The sequence below is a fragment of the Catellatospora bangladeshensis genome, assembly GCF_016862575.1.
Lineage (GTDB): Bacteria > Actinomycetota > Actinomycetes > Mycobacteriales > Micromonosporaceae > Catellatospora > Catellatospora bangladeshensis.
Genome location: NZ_BONF01000040.1, coordinates 18,888 through 44,560, shown reverse-complemented (window position 1 = coordinate 44,560; position 25,673 = coordinate 18,888). Strand labels below are relative to the sequence as shown.

Below are 25,673 nucleotides of genomic sequence, written 5' to 3'. Positions count from 1 at the left end.
ATACCTCCAACCATTCCCGGGTCGTCGAGCGTCGATGACACGGCCGCCCGCCGCAGGGGAGACGGCCGCCGCGCCGCAGCGCGCCGGCCGCCCCCGTACCCCCTGACAACGGGCCGGGCCGCTCACCCGGTGACCATGGTCAGCACCCCTGCTGCCGCCCCGCTGCCGATATGCTGCCGACTGCTGCGCTCCGGCTGACCCTGCGCGTCCACGCCGCTCAGCCGCGCGAGCAGCCACCCCGACCAGGAGGACCCCCGTGACCGACAGGCCGCTGCGCTTCGAGCTGCTGGGCCCGCTGCGGGCGTGGCACGGCGGCCGGGAGCTCGACCTCGGCCCCGGCAAACAGCGGGCGGTGCTGGCGATGCTGGTGCTCAACGCCAACCGGCCGGTGTCCCCCGCCGCCATCATCGACGCGGTATGGCAGCAGGAGCCGCCTGAGAACGGCCCGAACGTGGTGCAGAAGTACGTGGCCGGGCTGCGCCGCGCGCTCGACCCGGAGCACTCGCCGCGTACGCCGGGGCAGCTGATCACGCTGACCCCGGCCGGCTACGTGCTCACCGTGCCGGAGGGCAGCCTCGACACCGAGCGCTTCGCCCGCGAGGTCGCCCGCGCCCACGGCCTGCGCACCGAGCGGCGGCTGCTGGAGGCGGCCTCGGTGCTGCGCGAGGCGGCGGGCGGCTGGCGGGCCGAGCCGCTGGCCGGGCTTACCGGCCCGGTGTTCGAGGCGGCCCGGGAGCGCCTGGTGGAGGGCCGGGCCGCCGCCCTGGAGGCGATGGTCGAGCTGGAGCTGGAGCTGGGGCGGCACGTGGACGCCGCGCCCCGCCTGGTGGAGCTGGTGGCCGAGTTCCCGCTCCGGGAGGGCCTGCGCTACCTGCTGATCCTGGCGCTGTACCGGTGCGGCCGGCAGGCCGAGGCGCTGGCGGCGTACCGGGACGCGCGGGCCCTGCTGGCGGAGGAGTTCGGCGTGGAGCCGGGCGAGCGGCTGCAGCAGCTGCACCGCGCCATCCTGCAGGGCGACCCGGCGCTGCAGGCTCCCCCGCCGCCGGTGCCGAGCCAGTCCTCGCCCGCGCCGATGCACCAGCCGGTGGCCACGGCCGTGGCGACGGTGCTCGCCGGCCCGTACCCGGTGCCCGCGCCGCACGCCCCGCTGCCGGGCGGGGCGGGGGTGCCGCCCGGCTGGGCGCCGTACCCGGTGGTGCCCGGGTGGCCGGGGTATCCCGCGCCGCCGCCCCCGCCGCCGGTCTCGCCCGAGGACACCGCACGCACCCAGCGCATCATCCTGGCCGCCGTGGGCGGGGCGGTGCCGCTGCTGTCGTGCGGCTTCGCCAGCTTCGCCACCATGGGCTTCTTCGCCGCGTACCGCCGCAGCTGGTGGGTTGCCGTGTCGGCGGTCGGCTACCTGGCCCTGAACGTCTTCGCCTGGACGATCATGACCAACGGCGAGACCGAGGAGGTGACCCTGCGCGACAACCTGGCGATGATGTCGATCCTGGTCACCTGGGTCGGCGGCATCGCACAGGGCCTGTTCCTGGGCCTGGACAAGCCCTCCCGCACCCCGTCGGCCGCCGTGGTGCGGGCCATCGAGCTGCGGGTACGCCGGGAGCAGGCGCGCCACCTGCTGGCCCGGCACCCGGACATCGCCAAGCGGCTGCACATCGGCCGGCCCGACCTGGCCCCGGCCTTCGACGACGGCGGCCTGGTCGACGTCAACAGCGCCCCGGCGGAGGTGCTGGCCGCGGTGCCCGGCATCAGCGCGGAGCAGGCGCGGCACATCGTCGCGCACCGCGCCGAGCACGGCCCGCTGCTGACCGTCGACCACCTGGCCCATCACCGGCTGCTGCCCGCGCAGGTCGTCGACGACCACCGCGACGTGCTGGTGGCGCTGGCCTGAGCCGATAACGGGTACGCCCCCGGCGGCGCGATGTGCCAGGGTGGGGCCATGAGCAACCCGTACGACCACCCCCAGCCCGTGCTGCGCACCGTCACCGCGCGCGGGGAGGCGCTGACCCTGCGCCTGCCGGAGCCCGGCGACGCCCCGGGCATCCTGGCCGCCTGCACCGACCCGGAAACCCTGCGCTGGACCACGGTGCCGCTGGACTACGACCACGAGCGGGCGCTGGGCTTCGTGCACGACTACGCGCCGGGCTGGTGGCAGCGGCGCGAGGGCGCGGCGTTCGTGCTCGCCGACGCCGAGGGCTACGCCGGCCAGATCGACCTGCGGGTCGGCAAGGACCCCGAGGTCGCCGACGTGGGCTTCCTGACCGCGCCCCGGGCGCGCGGCCGCGGCTACATGAGCGCCGCGCTGCGCACGGTGGCCGAGTGGGGCATCCGAGAGCTGGGCCTGGCCAGGGTGGAGTGGAAGGCCCACGTGGGCAACGACGGCTCCCGCAGGGTGGCCGAGCAGGCCGGTTTCACGTACGAGGGCGTGCAGCGCAACGGCTGCGCGCACCGCGGCGAGCGTCGGGACGCCTGGACCGCCGCGCTGGTCCGCGAGGACCTGCCGTGACCGAGCCGGTGATCCTGGAGGGTGCCGGGGTGCGGCTGCGGCCGTTCGCGGCCCAGGACGCGCCGCGCGTGCGCGAGGCGTGCAACGATCCGCTGATCACGCACTTCATGGCGCAGATGCCGAGCCCGTACACCGAGGCCGACGCCGACTGGTGGATCGGCGAGGGCGCCCCGGCGGCCTGGCGCAAGGGCGGTGCCGCCTGGGCGGTGGTCGATCCGGACACCGGCGACCTGCTCGGCGGCGCGGGCATGGGCCAGGTCCTGCCCGAGCGGGCGCAGGCCGAGGTCGGCTACTGGGTGGCCCCGTGGGCACGCCGGCGGGGGGTGGCCACCGCGGCCACCCGGGCGATCACGGACTGGGCGTTCGCCGAGCGCGGCGTCGCGCGGATGGAGCTGGTCACCGCGCCGGGCAACGCGGCCAGCCAGCGGGTGGCCCTGGCCGCGGGCTTCACCCGCGAGGGGGTACGCCGCGGCGGCGCCACCCTGCGTGACGGATCCCGTGCGGACTACATCGTGTTCACCAGGCTGGCGACGGACCCGCCCGGCCCGGTCGCCCCCGGCCTGCCCGACTTCCCCGGCGGCAAGCTGACCGACGGCGCGGTTCGGCTGCGCCGGCTCGGCCCCGGTGACGCGGAGGCGCTGTTCGCGCTGTCGCAGCTGCCCGAGGTGCGGCGCAGCAACATCGGCGGGCCGAGCACGCTGGACGGCGTACGCGAGCGCTGCGCGCTGGCCGAATCGGAGTGGCTCGCCGGGACCCGCGCCGTCTGCGCCATCGTGGACGCGGCCACCGGCGAGTTCGCGGGTGACATCGGCCTGTTCTACCAGGAGCCGTTCCTGCGGCAGGCGATCCTGGGCTACAGCCTGCGCCCGGAGTTCCGCGGCCGGGGCCTGGCCTCCCGGGCGGCCCGGCTGTTCAGCGACTGGGCCATGGCGGACGCGGGCGTGATCCGGGTGGTGGCCGGCACCTTCCCGTACAACGACGCGTCGCGCCGGGTGCTGGAGCGGGCCGGCTTCGAGCGGGAGGGCTACCTCGCCGCCCGGCTGCCCGGACCGGACGGCACCCGCGTCGACGACATCCAGTACGTGCGCATCGCCCCGCACCGCAAATCCCCGGACCAATGAGAATCGGCCTGTCCCGCCGTCGTGACGGGACAGGCCGAAATGGTCAGCTCACCAGGCGAGCGTCAGCAGGCCGTAGTCGTACGCCTTGCGGCGGTAGACCACGCACGGCCGTCCGCTGTCCTTGTCGTGGAACAGGTAGAAGTCGTGCCCGACCAGCTCCATCTGGTACAGCGCGTCGTCCACCGTCATCGGCTCGCCGGAGAACTCCTTCTCGCGCACGATGTGCCACGGCTGGTCCGCGTCCTCCAGCGCGTCCACCGCGCCGCCGGCGCCGTTGGCCGAGCGGATCATGGTGGCGGTCGATCCCGCGGCCGGGGGTTGGAACGCGGCCAGGCCCGCGGTCGCTTCGGCGACGGAGACCGGAGCGCGGCGTCCGCGGTGGACGCGGCGGCGGTCGGCGGCCTTGCGCAGGCGGCGGTCGAGGCGGTCCACGGCCTCGTCGAGGGCGGTGTAGAAGTCGCCGGCGGCACCGGTGGCGCGGATGACGGGGCCGCGGGTGACGCAGGTGATCTCGATGTGCTGGCAGGAATCAGCCTGACGCGGGTTGCGCTCGTGGATTAGCTCGACGTCGATTTCAATGATCTTCTGGTCGTAACGCTCAACCTTCGCCAGCTTGTCTGCCACGTGTACCCGGAAGTGATCCGGGACCTCGACATTACGACCCTTGACCTCGATGTCCACGCCTGACCTCCCACGGTCTGTCCGAGTGCGGAAACACCCCGGCGACTGTGTCCGGGGCGCACTTGTGTAAGCCCCTTCCGACGCTCCTGTCACTGCCGAGGCGGTGACTCCATCAGGTGGTTGGCTTCTGACGCTAGCCGCTCGTCAGCCCCTCGTCATCCCTTGTACCAAGACTGTTTTGACGAGATTCGCCCTTTCGGTACCACGCGTCATGGAGCCGTCACGGAGCACCGATCACGTCATTATCCGAAGATTACGACCATATTGCGCGCTGTGGCGGAATACGGCGTGTCGCCGCGAGGACGACGCAGCCGTGAACGCGGACGCCCGCGCCCGCCAGCAGCTCCGACGCGGCCGCGAGGGTGGATCCGGTGGTCACGATGTCGTCCAGCAACAGCGTCACGGATCCGGGCGCGGCGCGCCGTACGTCGGCCATACCCCTTGATCGCATGGCGAAACCCGCGGCCGCGGCCGCCGCCCGCTGCGCCGAGGAAAGGTGCGCGGAGTCGGCCTTGGGCAGCGCGCGCAGCGGCGCGGCCACCGCCACCACACGGCCGGCCTCGCGCAGCCGGTCCGCCGCCGCGCGGGTCAGCGCCCGCAGGTGGTCGCCGTGCCGGGCGCGGGCCGCGGCGGTGGTGTCCGGGACGTACAGCAGCAGCACCGGCGCGCTCGGCGGCACGGTCGCGGCGACCGCCTCGGCCAGCAGCGCGCCCAGCGGGCGGGCCAGCCGGTGCCGGCCGCGCTCCTTGAACGACAGGATCAGCTCGCGCAGCTCAGCGGCGTAGTCGCCGAGCGCCACACAGGGCGGCAGGCCGGGCGGCGGCGGATCGGGCCGGGTGGGGGCGGCTCGCAGCGCCTGGACCGCGGCGGCGCAGTCGCCGCACACCTCCAGCCGCAGCGGCTGCCCCTCACGGCTGCAGCCAGCGCAGGACGCGGGCAGCACCAGATCGGCCAGCGCCTGCCAGAGCGTCGCGGCCGGCACGGCTCAGCCCTCGAAGCAGGCGGCCGACAGCACCGGCTCGATCGGCGGGGCCGGGCTCGCGGAGGCGGACGGCGACGTCGACGGCGACGGCTCGGGCGACTTCGGCGGCACCACCGGCATGGTCTGTCCGCCGACCCGCTGCAGCGAGCCCTCGAACGCCAGGTGCGCCTCACCGTCGAGGTCTAGCAGCACGGAGCCGGTGGTCACCGACCGGCCCGCGTTGGCCACGTACGCGGTGAGATTGGTGACGACGCCGCGCTGGTTGGTCGGGAACACCTGCTCGATCGCGCCGTCGATGGTGACCTGTGCCAGCGACACCTTGTCGCCCGAGCTGGACACCACGAGCGTGTCCTCCTGCATGAAGGCCACCTCCTGCAGCTGCCCGTCGAGGCTGGTCGGCACCCTGCGCAGGTCGCCCATGGCGAATGAGCTCAGCTTCGTGCCCTGCCGCTTCAGCGCGGCGACGTAGAGATTCCCTTCCCGCACCAGCGCCATCCGGCGGCCGTCCGGCGCCACGGTCAGCCCGGTGAACGTCTTGCCGACGGCGGCGCCGCGCACCTCCTCGGCCTTACGGTCCCGCGCGCTCACCACCCACGGCCTGCCGTCGGCGAGCACGAGCACGGTGCTGGCTGCCCGGTCGAGCCAGATCGGGCGGGAGATGCTCGCGGCGCGCAGTCCCGGCACCTCGGCGATCTGGTCGCGGGCCGAGCCGATGAAGAGCCGCTGGCCTCCCCCGACGTTGCGGACCAGCGCGAACGCGGCCTCATCCCGGGCCACGGCGGCGCTCACCACGTTGCGGTTCACGGCATCGTCGAGCTGCAGCACGCCGCGGTGATCGTTGCCCCACCGCAGCCGGCGGAGCACCCCGTCGACCACGGCGTACCGGCCGGGGTCGGTCCCGCGTGCCGCCACGGCGAGGTTCTTCTCCGGGAAGCGGTAGTCGGTGGCGACGTCGCGGCCATCCATCTGCAACTGCAGCCGTTGCTCGCCCTCGGGCCAGAGCGTCCAGTACAGCTGCGCGGCGAGCGTGTCCCGCGGCGTCTGGTCGACCAGCGCGCCCAGGTTGACCGTCAGCTGGTGAGCGTCCTCGACGATGCTGCCTACGCGCTGGGTGTCCTTGGGCACCGGCTTCACCGCGCCCTCGAGCCACGCCGAGCTGCCATTGTTCAGCCAGTCGAACAGGCGGTTGTTGCGCTGCTCCTCCGCCACGGCGGTCGGCATGTAACGCACGTCCGGCACCAGCGCGGTGTCGTCGCTGTTCCAGAAGTAGATGGGCAGCTTCGCGTAGTACTTGGTCAGGCTGTCCACGTCGAGCATGAGCTGCTCGTCGGGCCGTTCCGCCAGCACCAGGCCCGGCCCGCCGGGCTTCTGCACGAACTTGAAGCGGTATCGCTTCTCGGTGGGGTTCTGGCTGGGAATGACCTCACCGTCGACGGTCAGCGTGCCGAGGTGGCGCAAGGTCACGTCCGCCGTGTTGCCCCGGGGGCTCGGCTCGTCGACCACCCGGACCAGGGTCAGGTTGCCGCCAGGCTCCCAGCCCTCGCCATCGGCGAGGAACTTCCGCACCTCGTTCATGATCGCCGTGTGCCCGTTCACGTGGTCACCGGCCGGGGCCTGCAGGAAGTCCATCACCAGCTGACGGGGGTCCAGGTTGTTCGGCGACCACTTCGGCGGCGTCTCGTTCTCCGGGGAGGCCAGCCCAGGGCCCGCCGACGGGCCGGGTCCGTCGTGCACGACGCCCTCGGGCACGCCGATGCCGCATCCCGCCAGCGCGACCACGGTGACCCCGGCGAGCAGCAGGCTCATCGCGCGCCTCATGCCGTCACCACCGTCGGGCCGGGCTTCGGCCGGGCGGTCGCGTGGTCCTCGGGCACCAGCGGCAGCGGGGAGCCGGACAGCCGCCCGCCCGCGCGGACCGGCAGCGTCAGCCGGAACTGCGCGCCGTGCCCCGGAGCGCCCCACGCCTCCAGCCAGCCGCCGTGCAGGCGGGCGTCCTCAAGGCTGATGGACAGGCCCAGGCCCGTCCCGCCGGTCTGCCGCGCCCGGGACGGGTCGGCCCGCCAGAACCGGTTGAACACGAGCTTCTCCTCGCCGGGCTTCAGACCCACCCCGTGGTCGCGTACGGTGATCGCCACCGCGCGCTTGTCCAGGCCCAGGGTGACCACCACCGGCCGCCCCTCGCCGTGGTCCACGGCGTTGCCGACCAGGTTGCGCAGGATGCGCTCCACCCTGCGCGGATCGATCTCGGCGATGACCGGCGGGTCCGGCGCGACCAGCTCCAGCTCGACGCCCACCCGCTCGGCGACCGGCGCGAGCCGCTCGGTCACCCGCTGCACGACGGTGACCAGGTCGGTCGGCTCGGCGTCCAGCATCGCGAAGCCCGCGTCGAAACGGCTGATCTCCAGCAGGTCGGTGAGCAGCTCCTCGAACCGGTCCAGCTCGGCCTGCAGCAGCTCGGCGCTGCGCGCCGAGGCCGGGTCGAAGCTGTCCCGCTCGGAGTAGAGCAGGTCGGCGGCCATCCGTACGGTGGTCAGCGGGGTGCGCAGCTCGTGGGAGACGTCCGAGGTGAAGCGCCGCTGCAGCCGGGACATCTCCTCCAGCCGCACGATCTGCCGCTGCAGGTTGGCGGCCATCTGGTTGAACGCGTCGGCGAGCAGCGCCATCTCGTCCTCGCCCTTGACCACCATGCGCTGGTCGAGCAGGCCGGCCGAGAGGCGCTGAGCAGTCCGCGCGGCGACCCGCACCGGGCTCACGGTGGCCCGGGTGACCAGCGCGGTGACCATGCCGAGCAGCAGGATCAGCGCGACGCCGACGAAGCTGATCGTCGACTGGACGTCGCGGGCGACGTTCAGCTCGGTGTCCACGGGGAGGATGTAGTAGAGCTCCACCGAGCCGCCCCGCCATTTCGGGACGGGCACCGGCGAGCCGTAGACCAGGTACGTGTGCTTGCCGTCGCCGATGTCGGCCTCGATGTACTCGTGCGCCTTCCGGTTGGCGAGGATCTCCTGCTCCAGGCCATCGGTGATCACCGGCGCCAGGGTGAGACCCTGCGGCCAGGCCAGGCCCTGCGAGCTCAGCGAGGGCACGGTCTCCCGGGAGAAGCGCATCGTCGCCACGAGGCCGTCCTGGCCGCTGGTCAGCGAGCTGAGCAGCCGGATGACCTGGCCGTTCATGTCCGGGCTCTCCGCGCTGGGGATGGCGCTGAGCTGCTGGATCGCGGTCTTCACACCGTTGTCGAAGCGGCGCTCGGCGTCCTCTTGAGCCCCTGCCAGCAGCCGCTCCGTGCTGCTGTCGGCGATCAGGTAGCCGAAGCCGCCGACCAGCGCGCTGGAGCAGAGCAGGGTGATGGTGACCATCCGCAGCTGGAGCGAGCGCCGCCAGATCCGCTGCGCCTGCCGCACGGGCGGGGCCAGCTTCCGGGCCGCCGGGCGCAGCGCGGGCACCTTGGCCGCTCGCTTCACGAAGCGCTTGACGGCGACGGTGGCCCGCTCGGCGGCGCCGGGCACGGCCGCAGGCTGCCCGGACGACTCCGCCGGGCGGGGTCTGGGCAGCTCAGTGGGGGTAGGGGTGGGGGTGGTCACGGCAGGGCAAGGTTAGCTGGTGCCGGCCTTGTAGCCCACTCCGCGCACGGTCAAGATGATCTCCGGACGCTCCGGGTCCGGCTCGATCTTGGCGCGCAGCCGCTGCACGTGCACGTTCACCAGGCGGGTGTCCGCCGAGTGCCGGTAGCCCCAGACCTGCTCCAGCAGCACCTCGCGGGTGAAGACCTGGCGCGGCTTGCGGGCCAGCGCGACCAGCAGGTCGAACTCCAGCGGGGTCAGCTTCACCTCGGCGCCGTTGCGGGTCACCGTGTGCGCCGGCACGTCGATGATGATCTGGTTGTCCGGCGGGCCGATGGTCAGCAGCTCGGGGGTGACGTCCTCGCCCCGGCGCAGCCGTGCCCGCACCCGGGCCACCAGCTCCTTCGGCTTGAACGGCTTCACCACGTAGTCGTCGGCGCCGGACTCCAGGCCCAGCACCACGTCCACGGTGTCGCTCTTCGCCGTGAGCATCACGATGGGCACGCCGGACTCGGCCCGGATGGCCCGGCACACGTCCAGCCCGCTCATCCCGGGCAGCATCAGGTCCAGCAGGACCACGTCCGGGCGCGCCTCACGGAACGCGGCGAGCGCCCGCTCGCCGTCGGCGACGAAGGCCGGCACGAACCCCTCGCTGCGCAGCACGATGCCCAGCATCTCGGCGAGCGCGGGATCGTCGTCCACCACCAGGACGCGGGCCCTCATGCGGCATGCCTCGGCATCATCGGAGCGCTCATGCCGTCCAATATCCCATCCCATACGCCGAGACACGAACCGGCTTCGCTGATCTCGTCCGATCGGCCAGGGTAGGGACCGCGCATCGGGCCACGCCGTGCCACTATGGCGGCGACCCGTCCCCGGCGCGCCGTGACGCGTGGCGGGCCGCCCCTAGACTCCCCCACGTCCCGCCCGCACACCCCCCTCGGAGCGACGATTGGACCGCGCCGCGCCCTCGGCCGCCCGCCGGCCGCGCGACCAGGCGCTGCCGCTGCGCCCGCTAACCCTCGGCGAGCTGCTCGACGCCGCCGCCGAACTGGTCCGCCGCCGGGCCGGGGTGCTGCCGGCCGCCGCCGCGGTGCTCGCCCTGGCCGAGCAGGCCGTGCTGGTGCCCGGCCGCGACACCGTGGGTGTCGTCCTCAGCGCCGGGCTGCCCGAGCTGAGCAGCGGTTACTGGCAGCTGCTCGCGCTGGGCGCGGGGTTCGAAGCACTGATCATCGTGTGGCTGGGCCTGCTCACCGGGCGTGGTGTGGCCACGGCGCTCACCAGCCAGGTGCCCCGCAAGGGGCTGCGGGAGCGGCTGCGCGGCGCCGAGGCGGTCGCCGTCGGCGGCCTGATCGCCGCCGTCCCCGCCGCGCTGGGCGCCTTCCTCGGGCCGCTGTGGCTGCTCGGATACCCCCTGTTCGGGCTGGTCGGGGTCGTGGTCGCGGTGGAGCGCCGGGGCGCTTTCGGCGCGCTGGGCCGGGCCGCGTCGGTCGCCTTCCGGGGCGGCATGCGGGTGGCCGCGATCCGGGTGCTGGGTTACGCGTCGTGGCTGCTGCTGCGGTTCGCGTTCTACCTGGGCGCGCTGGCGGGGCTGGAGTTCCTGCCGGTCGGCCCGGAGCTGGCGGAGTGGCTGCTGGTGCCGGTGTTCGTGGTCGCCAACACGCTGGCGTACGCGACGCTGGCCGCGCTCGACGCCGCGCTGCTGATCGAGTCCCGGATCCGGCTGGAGGGCCTGGACCTGTGGCTCGACCGTGCGTCGCGGCGCCGCGAGCCGACCCCCGAGATGCTGGCGGTCCGCTGATGAGGTGGTGGAACGAGGCGGCCGCGGCCTGGGACGACGTGTTCGGCATCGGTTTCAGCACGCTCGTGCTGCTGTTGCTGGCGGTCGTGGTCGCGGTGCTCTGGTACACGTACCCGGCCTGGCTGCCGTCCCGCTGGAAGCTGCGCCGGGCCGCCCGCCGCGCCAAGCGCGGCCAGGACGTCGATGAGGTGACCGGTGAGCCGGCCGACGGCGAGGAGGACGCCGAGGAGCTGCTCGAGCAGCCCGCCGAGGTCTTCCACGAGCTGGCCGACCGGTACGCCGCCGAGGGCCGCTGGGCCGAGGCGGTGCGCGAGCGCCTGCGCGCCATCGTGCGCGAGCTGGCCGAGCGCGGCGTGATCGAGCACGTGCCCGGCTGGACGGTGACCGAGCTGGCCCGCGCCGCCGTCACCGCCCGCCCGGCGCTGGGCCCCGCGCTGGGCGACGCCGCCGCGGTGTTCTCCGGCATCTGGTACGCCCAGCGCCCGGCGTCCGCCGGGGACGACGAACGGATGCGGGGCCACCTGGCCACCGTGCGCGAACTGGTGCGAGGTGGCCGATGAGTTCCCGGGCCGACCGGCGCCGCCGGTGGCGCCTGCTGGTGCCGTTCCTGCCGGTGCTCGCGCTGCTGGCGGTCACCCTGACCGCGCACGCCGTCGAGGAGCCCGAGCCGGACGAGCCCGCGTACCTGTCCCCCACCGGCGACGGCCCGGACGGGGCGCGGCGCCTCGCCGAGCTGCTCGCGGCCGAGGGCGTCACCATCCGCACGGTCACCGCCAGCGCGGACGCGGTGCGGGCGGTCGGCGACACGGCTCACCCGGTCACCCTGTTCGTGCCCGCCCCGCAGTTCCTGCACCGCACCCGGCTGAGCACGCTGGCGGAGCTGCCCGAGGGCACCCGGGTGGTGCTGGTGGAGCCGGGCGGCACCGAGGTCTCCGCCGCGCTCGACTCGGTCGGGCTGGTACGGCGGCGCTGGGCGGCGGCGGTCCGGCAGCGCGGCGCCGACTGCGCCCTCACCACGGCCGACCGGGCCGCCGCGCTGCGCAACGTGTACGCCGAGGTGTACGGCGCGCCCGCGCCCGTGCAGCTCTGCTTCGATGGCGGCCTGGCCCGAGTGCGCGAATCCGGCGGGCCCGAGTTCGTGCTGGTGGGCAGCGCCGACCCGTTCCGCGCGGCGCGCATCGACGAGCACGGCAACGCGCGGCTCGCCGTCGACCTGCTCAGCACCCATCGCACCCTGATCTGGCTGGACCTGCACCAGGCGGAGCCGCCGCCGCCCCGGCCGCGCACCCCCAGCGGCGAGCGGCCTCGGCAGTCCGAACCCGACCGCGAGCCCGGCCCCAGCCCGTACCCGGACTGGCTGTTCTGGGTGGTGCTGACGCTGCTGGCGGCGACGCTGACGGTGGCGCTGGCCAAGGGCCGGCGGCTGGGCCCGCCCGCCGTGGAGGCCCTGCCGGTCGAGGTGCCGGGTGCGGAGACCGCGCTCGGGCGCGGGCGGCTCTACCGCCGGGCGAAGGCGCGCGGGCCCGCGCTGGAGACGCTGCGCGCCGACGCCCGCCGACGGGTCGCGGCCGCCGTCGGCCTGCCGCCCGCCACGGGTCCCGACGAGCTGCTGCCGGCGCTGCACGCCCGGACCGGCCTCGACCCGGCGCTGGCGGGCGGCCTGCTGTTCGGCCCCGAGCCGCAGACCGACGAGGAACTTCACCAGTGGGCCGGGCAGCTCCGGCTGCTGGTCGAGCGGGTGACCGCAGGAACCGTGAACGAAGGAGAGCACCGGTGACCGAGCCGTTGACAACCGAGCCGCCGACGACCGCACCCGCCGCCGAGCCCGCGCGCGAGGCCCTCGGCCGGCTGCGCGCCGAGGTGGCCAAGGCGGTCGTGGGCCAGGACGGCGTGGTCGCCGGGCTGCTCATCGCGCTGCTCTGCCGCGGCCACGTGCTGCTGGAGGGCCCGCCCGGGGTGGCCAAGACGCTGCTCGTACGCAGCCTCGGCGCGGCGCTGGAGCTGGAGATGAAGCGCATCCAGTTCACCCCCGACCTGATGCCCGGCGACGTGACCGGCTCGGTGATCTACGACCCGCGCAGCGCCGACTTCCAGTTCCGCCCCGGACCGGTCTTCACCAACCTGCTGCTCGCCGACGAGATCAACCGGACGCCGCCGAAGACGCAGTCCGCGCTGCTGGAGGTCATGGAGGAGCGGCAGGTGTCGGCCGACGGGGTGACCCGGGCGCTGCCCGAGCCGTTCCTGGTCGCCGCGACGCAGAACCCGATCGAGCACGAGGGCACCTACCCGCTGCCCGAGGCGCAGGTGGACCGGTTCCTGCTGAAGCTCACCGTGCCGCTGCCCGGCCGGGACGAGGAGCTGGGGGTGCTGCGCGCCCACCACGGCGGCTTCGACCCGCGCGACCTCGGCGCGGTCGGCATCAAGGCGGTCGCCGGGGCGGCCGACCTGGCCGCCGCCCGTGCCGCCGTCGGCCGGATCACGGTCACCGAGCCGGTGCTCGGCTACATCGTGGACCTCTGCCGGGCCACCCGCGCCACACCCTCGGTCGAGCTGGGCGCCTCGCCCCGCGGCGCGACGTCGCTGCTGGCCACGGCCAAGGCGTGGGCCTGGCTGAGCGGCCGGGACCACGTCACCCCCGACGACGTGAAGGTGATGGCCCGGCCCACGCTGCGGCACCGGCTGCGCCTCACCCCGGAGGCCGAGCTGGAGAACGTGACCGCCGAATCGGTGCTGGACGCGGTGCTCGCCTCCGTGCCCACCCCGCGGTAGCCGCCGTGCCCACCGTCCGCGCCGCGATCCTGGTCGCGCTGTGCGCGCCGGTCGTCGGCGTGCTCTCGGCGCTGTTCGCGATCCCGCCGTGGGCACTTGCCGCGGGCCTGCTCGGCCTGGTCGCGGCCGCGGTGCTGGCCGACTGGGCGGTCACCGCCGACCCGCGCCGGCTCACCGTGCGCCGCGATGGCACGGGGGCCGTGGTGCGGCTCGGCGAGCAGGCGAGCACCACGCTCACCGTCACCAACCGCACCGGCGCCGACGCGCGGCTGCTGGTGCGCGACGCCTGGGCGCCGTCGGCGGGCGCGGCGCCGTACGCCCACCGGGTCGCCCTGCCCACCGGCACCGCGGCCACGCTGACCACCACGCTGACCCCGACCCGGCGCGGCGACCGGCCCGCCGAGCGGGTCACCGTACGCAGCCTCGGCCCGCTCGGGCTGGCCTTCCGGCAGGCCGACCACCGGCCGCGGTGGAACCTGCGGGTGCTGCCGCCGTTCACCTCGCGCCGCCACCTGCCCGAGAAGCTGGCCCGGCTGCGCACCGTCGAGGGCGCCACCGCGATCCGGGGCCGGGGCCAGGGCACCGAGTTCGACGTGCTGCGCGAGTACGTGCCCGGCGACGACGTGCGCTCCATCGACTGGCGGGCCACCGCCCGGCGGCGGGACGTCATGGTGCGCACCTGGCGGCCGGAGCGCTCCCGCCGGGTGGTGTGCGTGCTCGACACGGGCCGCACCAGCGCGGTACGCGTCGGCGACGAGCCCCGCCTCGACGCCGCCATGGACGCGGCGCTGCTGCTCGCCGCCGTCGCGCAGGAGGCCGGGGACCAGGTCGACCTCATCGCGGCCGACCACCGGGTGCGGGCCGTGGTCGCCGGGGCGCACGGCCGGGGCACCCTGCCCCGCCTGATCAACGCCGTGGCCCCGCTGCACCCGGCCATGGTCGAGACCGACTTCGAGCTGATCACCAGCGAGGTGCTGCGGCGGGAGCGCAAGCGCTCGCTGGTGGTGGTGTTCACCGCGCTGGAGCCCGGCGCGCTGGGCGAGGGCCTGCTGCCGGTGCTGCCGCGGCTGGCCGCCCGGCACCGGGTGCTGATCGCCACCGTGCACGACCCCGCGCTGGTCGAGCTGGCCGCGACCCCGCTGCACGGCCCGAACGAGGTGTACGCCGCCGCCGCGGGCACCCGTGCCCTCGCCGACCGGGAACGCCTCAGCACCGCCCTGACCAGGCACGGCGTGGAGGTCCTCGACTTCCCCGCCGACATCTTCGCCAGCCGCATCACCGACGCCTACCTGGCCTTGAAAGCCGCCGGAAAGCTCTGACCCGTCCGTCGCAGGCGGCGACCGCCAAGGGGCGACCACCAAGATCGGCGTCTCGTGTCAAAAAGTGCGCTCAGACCGCACTTTTCGACACGAACTCGCGATCATCGCCAGCCGGGCCGCCCGGCACCAGTAGGAAGATCGCTACCTTGTGTCAGAAAGTGCGGTTCTAGCGCACTTTCTGACACGAAACGCCGATCTTGCCCGGCGTGGCGCGGCGCGGCCAAGCGCGGCGCGGCCCAGCGCGGCGCGGCCCAGCGCGGCGCGGCCCAGCGCGGCGCGGCCCAGCGCGGCGCGGCCGCCGGGTCAGGGCCGGGTCGGGAGGGCGGTGTCCAGGACCAGGTCGCTGCGCTCGGCGCGACGGCCGAGCACCAGCACGTACGCGAGGAACGCGCCCCACACGAGCACCCCGATCGCGTCCTTCACCAGCAGCGGCAGGAACGACGGCGTCACGAACGCCTCCAGGACGCCCGCGACCGCGAACACCCCCACCAGGCCGAGCGCGGCGTGCATACCCTGGCGCATGGCGGCGGCCAGCGACTGACCCCTGGTCAGCACCGGCCCCGGCACCACCCAGGCCCAGCCGATCCGCAGGCCCACCCCGGCTGCCACGAAGATCCCCGTCAGCTCCAGCAGCCCGTGCGGAGCGATGAGCCCGAAGAAGACGTCCGCCCGGCCGTGCCCCACCATCAGCCCGCCGACCAGTCCCACGTTGAGCGCGTTCTGCCACAGGAACCAGGCCACCGGCACCAGCAGCACCCCGGAGGCCAGGCACTGGGCCGCGATCCAGGCGTTGTTCGTCCACACCATGAGCCCGAAGCTGGGCGCGGTGTGCTCGCTGTAGTACGCCTCGAACTCGAACTCGACCAGCCGCTCGATGTCGGCCGCGCTCATGCCGAACGACTCCGCGACCCCCGGGTCGCTGTCGACCCACAGCCCCACGGCGACCGCGGCGAGCACGAAGCAGATCGTGGTCCCGTACCACCAGCGGCGCGCCCGGTAGAGCGACAGCGGCAGGTCGTACGCGAGGAAGCGCGGCACCCGCCGCCAGTCCACGGGCGCGGCCCCGGTGATCGTCGCGCGGGCGGTCAGCACGAGCCGGGACAGCTCGGCGACCAGCGCCGGGTCGGGCGTGCGGCTGCGCACCACGGACAGGTGGGTGGCCACCCGCTGGTAGAGCAGCACCAGCTCGTCCGCCTCGGCCGCGGTGGGCTTGCGGCGCCGGCTGAGCATCTCCAGCCGCCGCCACTCGCCCCGGTGCTCGGCGACGTACGCGTCCAGGTCCACCGCTCGTTCCTCCCCGGGTTGTCCGGCAGCAGCCTAGCGGGACCCGTCACGCGGTGCGGGCCTGTGATTCACTGTGCCGATGCGGCAGGGGCGTGAGGCGGCGGAGGGCACCGCCACGGGGCTGGTCAGCGGCGAGGCCGTGCACCTGGAGGTGCGCCTGGCCCGCGCCGGGTCGCGCACGCTGGCCCTGATGCTCGACGTCCTCGCCCAGGTCATGGTGGCGATGCTGCTGCTCCCGTTACTGACCGTCGGCTTGATGCTGGTGCTGGGCCCGGACACGGCCAACGTGACGTCCGCGTACATCCTGACGATCGTGCTGGTCGCGGTGGGTTACCCGACGCTGCTGCTGGCGCTGACGCGCGGGCGCACGCTGGGCAAGCTGGCGATGGGCCTGCGGGTGGTGCGCGACGACGGCGGCCCGATCACGCTGCGCCAGTCGTTCACCCGGGCGCTGGTCGGCGCGACGCTGGAGTGGCCGGGCCTGCTGCTGGCGGTGGGCTGGGTGGCGAGCCTGGCCGTGCTGACGGGCTCGCCGCGCGGCAAGCGGCTGGCCGACATGGCGGCGGGCACCCTCGTGGTGCACGACCGTACGCCGGAGAGCTGGGGCTGGGTGCCGAGCATCCCTCCGCCGCTGGCGCAGTGGGCGACGACGCTGGACCTGACCGGGCTCGACGACGAGCTGGCGCTGGCCGCCCGCCACTTCCTGGCCCGCAGCCGCGGCCTGCGCGACCCGCACCGCACCCGGCTGGGCCACGCCCTGGCCACCGAGATCGCCGCCTGCACCACGCCCGCCCCGCCGCAGGACACGCCGGGCTGGGCATACCTGGCCGCGGTCGTCGGTGAGCGGCACCGCCGCGCGGCGGCCCGCCTGACCCGGGACCGAGCGAGCCACGCGCTGCTGTGGCCGGAGCTGTTCACCCCCGCGCAGACGGTCCCGCAGGCCGGGCAGCCTGCCGCCCTGCCCGGCATCCCCGCGCAGCTCGGCTCACCGCCGGTGGCCGCGCCCGGCGCGCCATCGGCAGCTGCCGACGCGGCGCCGCTGCGTTCGGCCGCTCCTCGCTGAGCACGGTTCCGCGCCTGGCCGTACCTGGCCGAGCGGCGTCCACCGAGCCCGCCCGCTTTGCTCTGCTTACCAATACGCAGCGGTTGCGTATTGGTAAGCAGAGCAAAGGCAAAGCCGAAGCTCCCGCCCAGCTGTCAGAACAGCGTGACGGGAGCTTCGGTACGGCAGCTTTCAGGATCAGTACCGGTAGTGGTCCGCCTTGTACGGGCCCTCGACCGGCACGCCGAGGTACTCGGCCTGCGACTTGGTCAGCTCGGTGAGGCGCACGCCGAGCGCGGCCAGGTGCAGCCGGGCCACCTTCTCGTCCAGGTGCTTGGCCAGCGTGTAGACGCCGATCGGGTACTGGTCGAGCTTGGTGAACAGCTCGATCTGCGCGATCACCTGGTTGGTGAAGCTGTTGCTCATCACGAACGACGGGTGGCCGGTCGCGTTGCCGAGGTTCAGCAGGCGGCCCTCGGACAGCACGATGATCGAGTGGCCGTCGGCGAAGCGCCACTCGTCCACCTGCGGCTTGATGTTGATCCGCTCGACGCCGGGGGTCTTCTGCAGCCCGGCCATGTCGATCTCGTTGTCGAAGTGGCCGATGTTGCCGACGATCGCCTGGTGCTTCATCCGGCTCATGTGGTCGGCCGTGATGACGTCCTTGCAGCCGGTCGAGGTGACGAAGATGTCGGCGGTCTCGACCACGTCCTCCATGGTGGCGACCTGGTAGCCGTCCATCGCCGCCTGCAGCGCGCAGATCGGGTCGATCTCGGTGACGATCACCCGGGCGCCCTGGCCGCGCAGCGACTCGGCGCAGCCCTTGCCCACGTCGCCGTAGCCCGCGACGACCGCGACCTTGCCGCCGATCAGCACGTCGGTGGCGCGGTTGATGCCGTCGATGAGCGAGTGGCGGCAGCCGTACTTGTTGTCGAACTTGCTCTTGGTGACCGAGTCGTTGACGTTGATCGCCGGGAAGAGCAGCGTGCCGGCCTGCTGCATCTCGTACAGGCGGTGCACGCCGGTGGTGGTCTCCTCGGTCACGCCCTTGATGCCGGCCGAGATGGTCGTCCAGCGCTTGGCGTCCTCGGACAGGGAGCGCTGCAGCACGCCGAGGATGATGGCGTACTCCTCGGAGTCGGCGCTCTCCGGCGACGGGACCGCGCCGGCCGCCTCGAACTCGACGCCCTTGTGCACCAGCAGCGTGGCGTCACCGCCGTCGTCGAGGATCATGTTCGGGCCCTCGCTGCCCGGCCAGCGCAGGATCTGCTCGGTGCACCACCAGTACTCCTCCAGCGTCTCGCCCTTCCAGGCGAAGACCGGCACGCCGGCGGGCGCGTCCACGGTGCCCTCGGGGCCGACCGCGATCGCGGCGGCGGCGTGGTCCTGCGTGGAGAAGATGTTGCAGCTGGCCCAGCGCACGTCGGCGCCCAGCGCGACCAGCGTCTCGATAAGCACCGCGGTCTGCACGGTCATGTGCAGCGATCCGGCGATGCGTGCCCCCGCCAGCGGCTGCGCGGACGCGTACTCGCGGCGTACCGCCATCAGGCCGGGCATCTCGTGCTCGGCGAGCTGGATCTCCTTGCGGCCGAACGCCGCGAGGGACAGGTCGGCGACCTTGAAGTCGCCGGGGGCAAGGGTGCGGGCCATAGATGAACTCCCAATCGGTCGGCTGACCAGTGCGAGCTACAGCCTACGCCGGGGGGTCCGCGGGGATGGCCACCGCCTGTCCCGGTGGGTCGGCCGTCTCATACGTGTGGCCCGGTTCCCGGGCGGACCCTCCGCAGCGGGAACCGGGCCACACTCCCCCCGGTTTGGTTCCTCCGCGCGCGCTCGGCTGTGTTGATCCCGATAACGCTGCGTGGTTAAAAGGCTACACTCCGCGTTTCCGGTGTCAAGCAGAACCGTCGAGTCGTACGGCGCGCCGCGGCGCGACACGTCCGGGGGCACGGGAAAACGGCCCGCCGGTTGAGAAACGGGATTCGTTTTCAACCAGGCGGACCGTCGTCCGTTGTGGAACAGGGCCGCTCAGAGCGAGGCCAGATACGCCTCGCCCGCGCCCGAGAAGATCATCTTGCCGCCGTCCGCGGCGCCGAACGCCGCCTCGCCGCCGCCCAGCCGGGCCGCGCCCGCACCGTCGGCCACGGTCATCTCGCCCGCGACGCAGAACGCGGTCCGCGGACCCGCCGGGTCCAGCCGCGCCTCGCCCACCGCGCCGTCCAGCCGCACCCGGTGCAGCCGGAAGTCGTCGACCGGCACCGACCAGGTCACCACGCCCGGGGCCACCGGCTCCGGGTCGCGGACCGGGGCGTGCAGCGGCTCGAAGCGCAGCACCCGCAGCAGCTCCGGCACGTTCACATGCTTGGGGGTCAGGCCGCCGCGCAGCACGTTGTCGCTGGCCGCCATGATCTCGACGCCGGCCCCGCGCAGGTAGCCGTGCAGGTTGCCCGCGGGCATCCAGATGCCCTGGCCGGGCGCCAGCACCACGTGGTTGAGCAGCAGTGACACGAGCACGCCCACGTCACCCGGGTAGTCCGAGGCGAGCAGCCGCACCAGGCCGCGCGGCCCGCCGCCGGCCGGCCCGTCCGGCAGCTCCCCGGACGCCGCGACGGCCTCCTCGACCAGGTCGGCGCGGGTGTGCGCGGGCCAGGACAGCAGCGCGCGCACCGCCTCGCGCAGATCGCCCACGGCCAGCGCGCCGACCACCGGCTTGAGCGCCATGACGCCCAGCGCGTCCAGCAGCTCGGCCGACTCCTCCGCCGGCCGGAACCCGCACAGCGCCTCGAACTCGGTGTACGCCACCAGCAGCTCGGGCTTGTGGTTGCCGTCGACGTAGCTGCGGTGGGCGGCGTCACGCGGCACGCCCGCGGCGTCCTCGGCCGCGTAGCCGTCGGCCGCCTGGCGCGCGTCGGGGTGCGCCTGCAACGACAGCGAGCGCTCCGCCGCCAGCAGCTTGAGCAGGTACGGCAGGCGCGCGCCGAAGCGGCCGAGCGCTTCGGCGCCGAGCAGGTCACCCGGCGCCGAAGCGATCACGTCGGCCAGCGGCTCGCCGTCGACCAGTGACGAGCAGTCGGGATGTGCGCCGACCCACAGCTCGGCCTCGGGTCCCTCGCTGGGCACGGGGCGGCCCTGGACCCGCGCGATGACCTCGCGCGAGCCCCATGCGTAGGGCCGGATCCGGTTGTGGAGTCGGCGCACACTCAGCCCTTCTGGTAGTAGATGTCCGGCTCTAGGTAGATCACCCGGGCGATCGGCACGGCCGCCCGGATCCGGGCCTCCGCCGCGTCGATGCCCTTGGCCACCTCGTCCGCGGTCTCGTCGTGCCGGACCGCGATCTTGGCAGCGACCAGCAGCTCCTCCGGGCCGAGGTGCAGGGTGCGCATGTGGATCACGCGCTCCACCTCCGGGCCGTCCACGATCGCCGCGGCGATCGCCTTGACGTCCTCGTCGGTCGCCGACTCGCCGAGCAGCAGGCTCTTCGTCTCGATCGCCAGGATGATCGCGATGACCACCAGGAGCAGGCCGATCATCATAGTGCCCGCGGCGTCCCAGAGACCGTTGCCGGTGATGAGGGTCATCGACACGCCGATCAGGGCGAAGATCAGGCCCACCAGCGCGCCGAGGTCCTCCAGGAGGATCACCGGCAGCTCCGGTGCCTTGGCCCGGCGGACGAACTCCTTCCACGACGCCTTGCCGCGGATGGCGTTCGACTCGACGATCGCGGTCCGGAAGGAGAACGACTCCAGGATGATCGCGACGACGAGCACGGTCACCGGCAGCCACTGCCAGCTGGTGATCGCGCCCTTGGTCGGCGAGTGGATCGCCTCCTCGTACTTGTGCACCGCCTCGTAGATCGCGAACAGACCGCCCACGCTGAACAGGACGATCGAAACGATGAAGGCGTAGATGTAACGCTCCCGGCCGTAGCCGAACGGGTGCAGCGGCGTCGCCGCCCGCTGGGCCCGGCGGCCGCCGAACAGCAGCAGCACCTGGTTGCCCGAGTCGGCGACCGAGTGGATCGCCTCCGCCAGCATCGACGACGAGCCGGACAGGGCCCACGCGATGAACTTCGTGATCGCGATGCCCAGGTTGGCCAGCAGCGCCGCGACGATCGCCTTGGTCCCGCCGCCCGCGCTCACGCCCGCGCTCCGTACATGTAGTTGTTGAGCTCGCCTCGCCTGCTCACTTGCGCAACTGCTCCTTCAGCTCCGTGACGGCCGGCACCGCCATCGGATCCAGGCCATGCCCGAGGCCGAGGTAGACCGAGGCGAAGTCAGTCGCCGCGACCAGTGAGGCGAACCGCTCCAGCGCCGATCCGCCCTCGGCGGTGAGCACGTCCACCTCGATCCCGCGCCTCGCCGCGATGTCCTGCACCACCTCGGCTCGCCGGTCCGTCGTCTGCGCCGCACTGTTCTCGTCGGCGAGACCACCGTCGCACAGCAGCACCACGCGCAGACGCGAGGGGTCCTCGGTCACGCCGTCAAGGTCAGGATCAGCGAAGATGTCCCGCTCGGCCGCCGCCAGCGCGCCGAACACGCCGTCGAGCAGGCCCACCCGGCCGCGCCCGGCCTCGCCGAGCGCGTCGGTCACGATGGGATAACGGGCGTTGGCGGACAGCATGTCGCCGAAGCGCACCGCCGCCACCGCCGCCAGCGGCGAGTCGCCCCAGATCACCGGCACCGAGCCGGCCAGGTTCAGGGCCAGCGTCTTGGCCCGGTTGACGAACGTCTCGGCGGTCGGGCGGCAGCGGTCGGCCTCCTGGTCCAGCCGGGTCGCGCTCTCCGCCAGGTCCGCCTCGTTGACCTTGACCAGGCCCAGGGCACGCGCGGTGAGCAGCACCGGGACCGTCAGTCCCCACAGGTTCGCCCGCGCCGCGCCGCGCCGCGGCACGGGGATGAACGGCGCGCGGTAGCGCTCGGCCACCGACTGCAGCGGCGAGCCGGGCGCGCCGATGCCGATCAGCCGGGCCCCACGGCGGCCCGCCGCCTCGGCCACGGCCAGCGCCTCCGGCGAGCGGCCCGACGCCGACACGGCCAGCACCACGTCGGCCGCGCCGATCCAGCCCGGCACGTCCACGCTGCGGTGGGTCAGCACCGGGACCAGGCAGCGCGGTCCCGCGATGGTGGTCAGGATGTCGCCGGTACGCGCAGCGGTGCCCGCGCCGACCACGACCACGGCCCGCGGCCTGCCCTCGTCGGCCAGGTGCGTCAGGTCCACCTCGGCGGTCAGCGAGGTCGCCTCGCGCACCTGCGCCCCGGCAGACGCGATCGCCCGGAGCATCCCCCCGGGGTCGCGCGCGGCCAGGGCCGGTGCGTTGTCCAGCAGCGCCTCGTCGAAGAAGCGGTTGCCGCGTACGCCCGCGGCGCCGTCGATCGGAGCGCCCATCACTCACCCGCCGCCGGGGCGTCGAGCACCTCGTCGAGCAGCAGCACCGGCAGGCCGTCCCGGACCGGGTACACCCGGCCGCAGGAGGTGCAGGTCAGCGTCTGCGCGTCGGGGTCGTGCCGCAGCGGGGCGTGGTCCTCCGCCGGGCAGGCGAGCACTTCGAGCAGTTGCGGGGCGAGCGACACGTCAGGCTCCTTCAGATCGCCGGCTGAGCGAGGAACAGCCTACCCACGGACCAGCTTCAGCACCTCGTCGCGCAGCTGCGACATCCGCTCCTGCGTCGGGGCCTCGACGTTCAGCCGCAGCAGGGGCTCGGTGTTCGACGCGCGCAGGTTCACCCAGGCGCCGTCGGCGAAGGAGACCGTCAGCCCGTCCAGCTCGTCCTGCTGCTCCCCGGCGAAGTGCGAGCGCACCTGGGCCAGCTTCGCGCCCTGGTCGGCCACCACCGAGTTGATCTCGCCGGAGGAGAGGTAGCGCTCGTAGCGCCGCCCCAGCTCCGACAGCGGGCCGTCCTGCTCGCCCAGCGCCGCCAGCACGTGCATCGCGGCCAGCATGCCGGTGTCGGCGCCCCAGAAGTCGCGGAAGTAGTAGTGCGCCGAGTGCTCGCCGCCGAACACCGCGCCGGTGCTCGCCATCTCCGCCTTGATGAAGGAGTGGCCCACCCGCGTACGCACCGGGACGCCGCCCTGCTCGCGCACGATCTCCGGCACCGCCGCCGAGGTGATCAGGTTGTGGATGATCGTGGCACCCGGGTACTTGGCCAGCTCGCGGGTCGCGACCAGCGCGGTCACCGCGGACGGGGACACCGGCGCGCCCTCGGCGTCCACCACGAAGCAGCGGTCGGCGTCGCCGTCGAAGGCCAGTCCCAGGTCGGCGCCGTGCTCACGCACCGCCGCCTGCAGGTCGACCAGGTTCGCCGGCTCCAGCGGGTTGGCCTCGTGGTTGGGGAACGAGCCGTCCAGCTCGAAGTACAGCGGCACGATGTCCAGCGGCAGCGCGGGCAGCACCGCGTCGCCCAGCACCGCGGGGACGGTGTACCCGCCCATGCCGTTGCCGGCGTCGACGACCACCTTCAGCGGCCGGATCCCGCTCAGGTCCACCAGCGTGCGCAGGTGCGCCGCGTAGTCGGCCAGCATCTCGCGCGACTCGATCGTGCCGCTCGGCGCGGGCAGCGCCTCGCCCGAGTCGAGCAGCCGCTGCGCCCGCTCGCGGATCGCGGACAGGCCGCTGGCCTGGCCCACCGGCTTGGCTCCGGCGAAGCACAGCTTGATGCCGTTGTACTGGGCCGGGTTGTGGCTCGCGGTGAACATGGCGCCGGGCAGGTCGAGGATGCCCGAGGCGTAGTACAGCAGGTCAGTCGAGCCGAGACCGGCGTTGACCACGTTGACGCCTTCGGCGCGTACCCCGTCGGTGAAGGCCTTCACCAGCGCGGGGCCGGACTCGCGCATGTCGTGCGCGACGACGACGGTGCCGCGGTCCTCGCCCAGGTCCTTGAGCGTCTGCGCGAACGCCCGGCCCAGCGCGCCGGCCACCGGCTCGTTCAGCTGGTCCGGCACGGTGCCGCGGACGTCGTACGCCTTGACGATCTGGGACAGGTCAGACACGGCTTCTCCTCAATCTCGACCAAACGCCTCACCCTAACCACCGCACGTTACGTACCCAGGATCGGCGCGCGCGCCACCCGACACGCGAAACGCCGCCCCCGCGCCGTCGTCGCAGCACGGGGGCGGCAGCCTGGGAGAACTGTCGCGATGTGGGCGGTCAGAGCTGGAGGCCCGTGAGCACCATCACTCGGGGGTCGGTGTAGTCGTCCATGGCGCTGCGCAGGCCCTCGCGGCCGGTGCCGGAGCCCTTCACCCCGCCGTACGGCATCTGGTCGGCACGGAACGACGGCACGTCACCCACGATCACCCCGCCCACCTGCAACGTCGCGTGCGCCGCGAACGCCGTCTGCAGGTCGGACGTGAACACGCCCGCCTGCAATCCGTAGGCGGAGTCGTTGACGGCCGCGAACGCGGCCTCGTCGGAGTCGACGACGGACACCACCAGCACCGGCCCGAACACCTCGTCGCAGGCGACCTTCGCGTCGGCGGGCACGTCGGCCAGCACCGTCGGGGCGTAGTTCGCGCCGTCGCGGGTGCCGCCCACGAGCACCCGTGCCCCGGCGGCCACCGCCTCGCCGACCCAGCTCTCGACCCGCTCCGCCGCCGCCTCGTTGATCAGCGGCCCGACCTGGGTGTCGGCCGCGGCGGGGTCGCCGGTCTTCAGCCCGCGCACCGCCTCGACCAGCTTCGGCACGAACGCCTCCGCCTGGTCGCGGTGCACGATGACGCGCTGCACCGCGATGCAGCTCTGCCCCGCCTGGTAGTTGCTGAACAGCGCGATGCGCTGCGCTGCCCAGGACAGGTCGCGGTAGTCGCCGCAGACCACGGCCGCGGCGTTGCCGCCCAGCTCCAGCGTGACGTGCTTGTGCGGGACGGCCGCCTGGATCGCCGCGCCGACCGGCCCCGACCCGGTGAAGGAGACCACCGGCAGCCGCGGGTCGGCGGCCAGCGCCGCCGCCCGGTCGTTGGGCAGCGGGATGAAGGAGAACATGCCCGGGGGCAGGTCCGTCTCGGCCAGCAGCTCGCCGAGCAGCAGCGCGGACAGCGGGGTGGCCGGGGCGGGCTTGACCACGATCGGGGCGCCGACCGCGATCGCCGGGGCGACCTTGTGCGCGACCAGGTTCAGCGGGAAGTTGAACGGGCTGATGCCCAGCACCGGGCCCTTCGGGAAGCGGCGCACCACCGCCATCCGCCCGGCGGCCGCCGGGTCGGTGTCCAGCCGCATCAGCTCGCCGGAGAAGCGGCGCGCCTCCTCGGCGGCCCAGCGGAAGGTGGACGCGGCCCGGCCCAGCTCGGCCTTGGCCCACATCAGCGGCTTGCCGTTCTCGCCGGAGATCAGCGCGGCGATCTCGTCGCCCCGCTCGGTCAGGCGGCGGCTCACGTGGTCGAGGGCGGCGGCGCGGGCGGCGGCGGGCAGCCGGGCGCCTTCCGGCGCGGCCTTGGCCGCTGCGGCGACCGCGGTTTCGACCTGCGCAGGCGTAGCGTTGGCGGTCTGACCGACCACCCGCCCGTCGTAGGGGTTACGGATGACGACGGTGTCGTCGCTCGACTCCGGGGAGCCCGCGATCCAGTACGGGGTCTGATCGGCCATATGCCCACCCTACTGCACGAAAACAGTT

General features: G+C 73.8%; 22 protein-coding genes. 9 read left to right on the top strand and 13 right to left on the bottom strand.

What is annotated here, in order from left to right:
• The first annotated feature begins 256 nt into the window (after window positions 1-256).
• From Cba03nite_RS30135 to Cba03nite_RS30125, 3 genes are read left to right on the top strand one after another with little or no spacing between them, the layout of a single operon-like run.
• Window positions 257-1,891 (top strand): BTAD domain-containing putative transcriptional regulator, encoded by a 1,635-nt coding sequence (locus Cba03nite_RS30135; RefSeq protein WP_203753424.1) that lies wholly within the window; start codon window positions 257-259, stop codon window positions 1,889-1,891.
• Between the two features lie 48 nt (window positions 1,892-1,939).
• A complete protein-coding gene (locus Cba03nite_RS30130) occupies window positions 1,940-2,506 on the top strand; it encodes a GNAT family N-acetyltransferase (protein ID WP_203753421.1) in 567 nt (188 codons plus the stop codon).
• Entirely contained in the window at window positions 2,503-3,627 is a 1,125-nt protein-coding gene (locus Cba03nite_RS30125) for a GNAT family N-acetyltransferase (RefSeq protein WP_239126112.1), read from the top strand. Before Cba03nite_RS30130 ends, Cba03nite_RS30125 begins: the two co-directional genes overlap by 4 nt.
• 48 nt (window positions 3,628-3,675) lie before the next feature.
• On the opposite strand, the gene hpf is transcribed toward Cba03nite_RS30125, so the two are convergent.
• From hpf to mtrA, 5 genes are all read right to left on the bottom strand, one after another.
• Window positions 3,676-4,308, bottom strand: a complete 633-nt coding sequence (hpf, locus tag Cba03nite_RS30120) for a ribosome hibernation-promoting factor, HPF/YfiA family (RefSeq protein ID WP_203753419.1) — start codon at window positions 4,306-4,308, stop codon at window positions 3,676-3,678.
• 253 nt (window positions 4,309-4,561) lie between these two features.
• On the bottom strand, window positions 4,562-5,290 hold the full coding sequence (locus Cba03nite_RS30115) for a ComF family protein (RefSeq protein ID WP_203753417.1): 729 nt from the start codon (window positions 5,288-5,290) through the stop codon (window positions 4,562-4,564).
• 3 nt (window positions 5,291-5,293) lie between these two features.
• Window positions 5,294-7,108, bottom strand: coding sequence for an LpqB family beta-propeller domain-containing protein (locus Cba03nite_RS30110; protein WP_203753415.1), 1,815 nt, complete (start codon window positions 7,106-7,108; stop codon window positions 5,294-5,296).
• Window positions 7,105-8,646 (bottom strand): MtrAB system histidine kinase MtrB, encoded by a 1,542-nt coding sequence (gene mtrB, locus Cba03nite_RS30105; protein WP_203753628.1) that lies wholly within the window; start codon window positions 8,644-8,646, stop codon window positions 7,105-7,107. Before mtrB ends, Cba03nite_RS30110 begins: the two co-directional genes overlap by 4 nt.
• 237 nt (window positions 8,647-8,883) lie before the next feature.
• A complete protein-coding gene (gene mtrA / locus Cba03nite_RS30100; protein ID WP_120316862.1) occupies window positions 8,884-9,573 on the bottom strand; it encodes an MtrAB system response regulator MtrA in 690 nt (229 codons plus the stop codon).
• Window positions 9,574-9,802: 229 nt separating this feature from the next.
• Between mtrA and Cba03nite_RS30095 the strand changes: the two genes are divergently transcribed.
• From Cba03nite_RS30095 to Cba03nite_RS30075, 5 genes are read left to right on the top strand one after another with little or no spacing between them, the layout of a single operon-like run.
• Entirely contained in the window at window positions 9,803-10,651 is an 849-nt protein-coding gene (locus Cba03nite_RS30095; RefSeq protein ID WP_203753413.1) for a hypothetical protein, read from the top strand.
• Window positions 10,651-11,211 carry a DUF4129 domain-containing protein gene (locus Cba03nite_RS30090; protein ID WP_239126111.1) on the top strand — a complete coding sequence of 187 codons (561 nt, stop codon included), beginning with the start codon at window positions 10,651-10,653 and terminating at the stop codon, window positions 11,209-11,211. Before Cba03nite_RS30095 ends, Cba03nite_RS30090 begins: the two co-directional genes overlap by 1 nt.
• Window positions 11,208-12,428: a DUF4350 domain-containing protein gene (locus tag Cba03nite_RS30085; RefSeq protein ID WP_203753412.1), complete on the top strand. Its 1,221-nt coding sequence runs from the start codon at window positions 11,208-11,210 to the stop codon at window positions 12,426-12,428. The genes Cba03nite_RS30090 and Cba03nite_RS30085 overlap by 4 nt, the downstream gene beginning before the upstream one ends.
• Window positions 12,425-13,420, top strand: a complete 996-nt coding sequence (locus Cba03nite_RS30080; RefSeq protein WP_203753410.1) for an AAA family ATPase — start codon at window positions 12,425-12,427, stop codon at window positions 13,418-13,420. The genes Cba03nite_RS30085 and Cba03nite_RS30080 overlap by 4 nt, the downstream gene beginning before the upstream one ends.
• Window positions 13,421-13,425: 5 nt before the next feature.
• The gene (locus tag Cba03nite_RS30075) at window positions 13,426-14,739 is read left to right on the top strand and encodes a DUF58 domain-containing protein (protein ID WP_203753408.1); all 1,314 of its coding nucleotides are present in this window, start codon (window positions 13,426-13,428) and stop codon (window positions 14,737-14,739) included.
• Window positions 14,740-15,042: 303 nt separating this feature from the next.
• Here Cba03nite_RS30075 and Cba03nite_RS30070 read toward each other — a convergent pair whose 3' ends face one another.
• A complete protein-coding gene (locus Cba03nite_RS30070; protein WP_203753406.1) occupies window positions 15,043-16,023 on the bottom strand; it encodes a stage II sporulation protein M in 981 nt (326 codons plus the stop codon).
• Window positions 16,024-16,102: 79 nt separating this feature from the next.
• Between Cba03nite_RS30070 and Cba03nite_RS30065 the strand changes: the two genes are divergently transcribed.
• On the top strand, window positions 16,103-17,086 hold the full coding sequence (locus tag Cba03nite_RS30065) for an RDD family protein (protein ID WP_203753402.1): 984 nt from the start codon (window positions 16,103-16,105) through the stop codon (window positions 17,084-17,086).
• A gap of 177 nt (window positions 17,087-17,263) precedes the next feature.
• On the opposite strand, the gene ahcY is transcribed toward Cba03nite_RS30065, so the two are convergent.
• The 7 genes from ahcY to Cba03nite_RS30030 all read right to left on the bottom strand — a co-directional run bounded on the left by ahcY (window position 17,264) and on the right by Cba03nite_RS30030 (window position 25,645).
• Window positions 17,264-18,715, bottom strand: coding sequence for an adenosylhomocysteinase (ahcY, locus tag Cba03nite_RS30060; protein ID WP_203753399.1), 1,452 nt, complete (start codon window positions 18,713-18,715; stop codon window positions 17,264-17,266).
• 378 nt (window positions 18,716-19,093) lie between these two features.
• Window positions 19,094-20,263 (bottom strand): mannose-6-phosphate isomerase, class I, encoded by a 1,170-nt coding sequence (gene manA / locus Cba03nite_RS30055; RefSeq protein ID WP_203753396.1) that lies wholly within the window; start codon window positions 20,261-20,263, stop codon window positions 19,094-19,096.
• A gap of 2 nt (window positions 20,264-20,265) precedes the next feature.
• Window positions 20,266-21,204: a cation diffusion facilitator family transporter gene (locus Cba03nite_RS30050; RefSeq protein WP_203753393.1), complete on the bottom strand. Its 939-nt coding sequence runs from the start codon at window positions 21,202-21,204 to the stop codon at window positions 20,266-20,268.
• A 43-nt stretch (window positions 21,205-21,247) separates the two neighbouring features.
• A complete protein-coding gene (locus Cba03nite_RS30045) occupies window positions 21,248-22,450 on the bottom strand; it encodes an SIS domain-containing protein (protein WP_203753390.1) in 1,203 nt (400 codons plus the stop codon).
• Window positions 22,450-22,635 (bottom strand): Trm112 family protein, encoded by a 186-nt coding sequence (locus Cba03nite_RS30040; protein ID WP_203753388.1) that lies wholly within the window; start codon window positions 22,633-22,635, stop codon window positions 22,450-22,452. Before Cba03nite_RS30040 ends, Cba03nite_RS30045 begins: the two co-directional genes overlap by 1 nt.
• A 39-nt stretch (window positions 22,636-22,674) precedes the next feature.
• Window positions 22,675-24,054 (bottom strand): phosphomannomutase/phosphoglucomutase, encoded by a 1,380-nt coding sequence (locus Cba03nite_RS30035; protein ID WP_203753386.1) that lies wholly within the window; start codon window positions 24,052-24,054, stop codon window positions 22,675-22,677.
• Window positions 24,055-24,211: 157 nt separating this feature from the next.
• Complete coding sequence (locus tag Cba03nite_RS30030) at window positions 24,212-25,645, bottom strand: aldehyde dehydrogenase family protein (protein WP_203753383.1); 1,434 nt, start codon at window positions 25,643-25,645, stop codon at window positions 24,212-24,214.
• Window positions 25,646-25,673 lie beyond the last annotated feature (28 nt).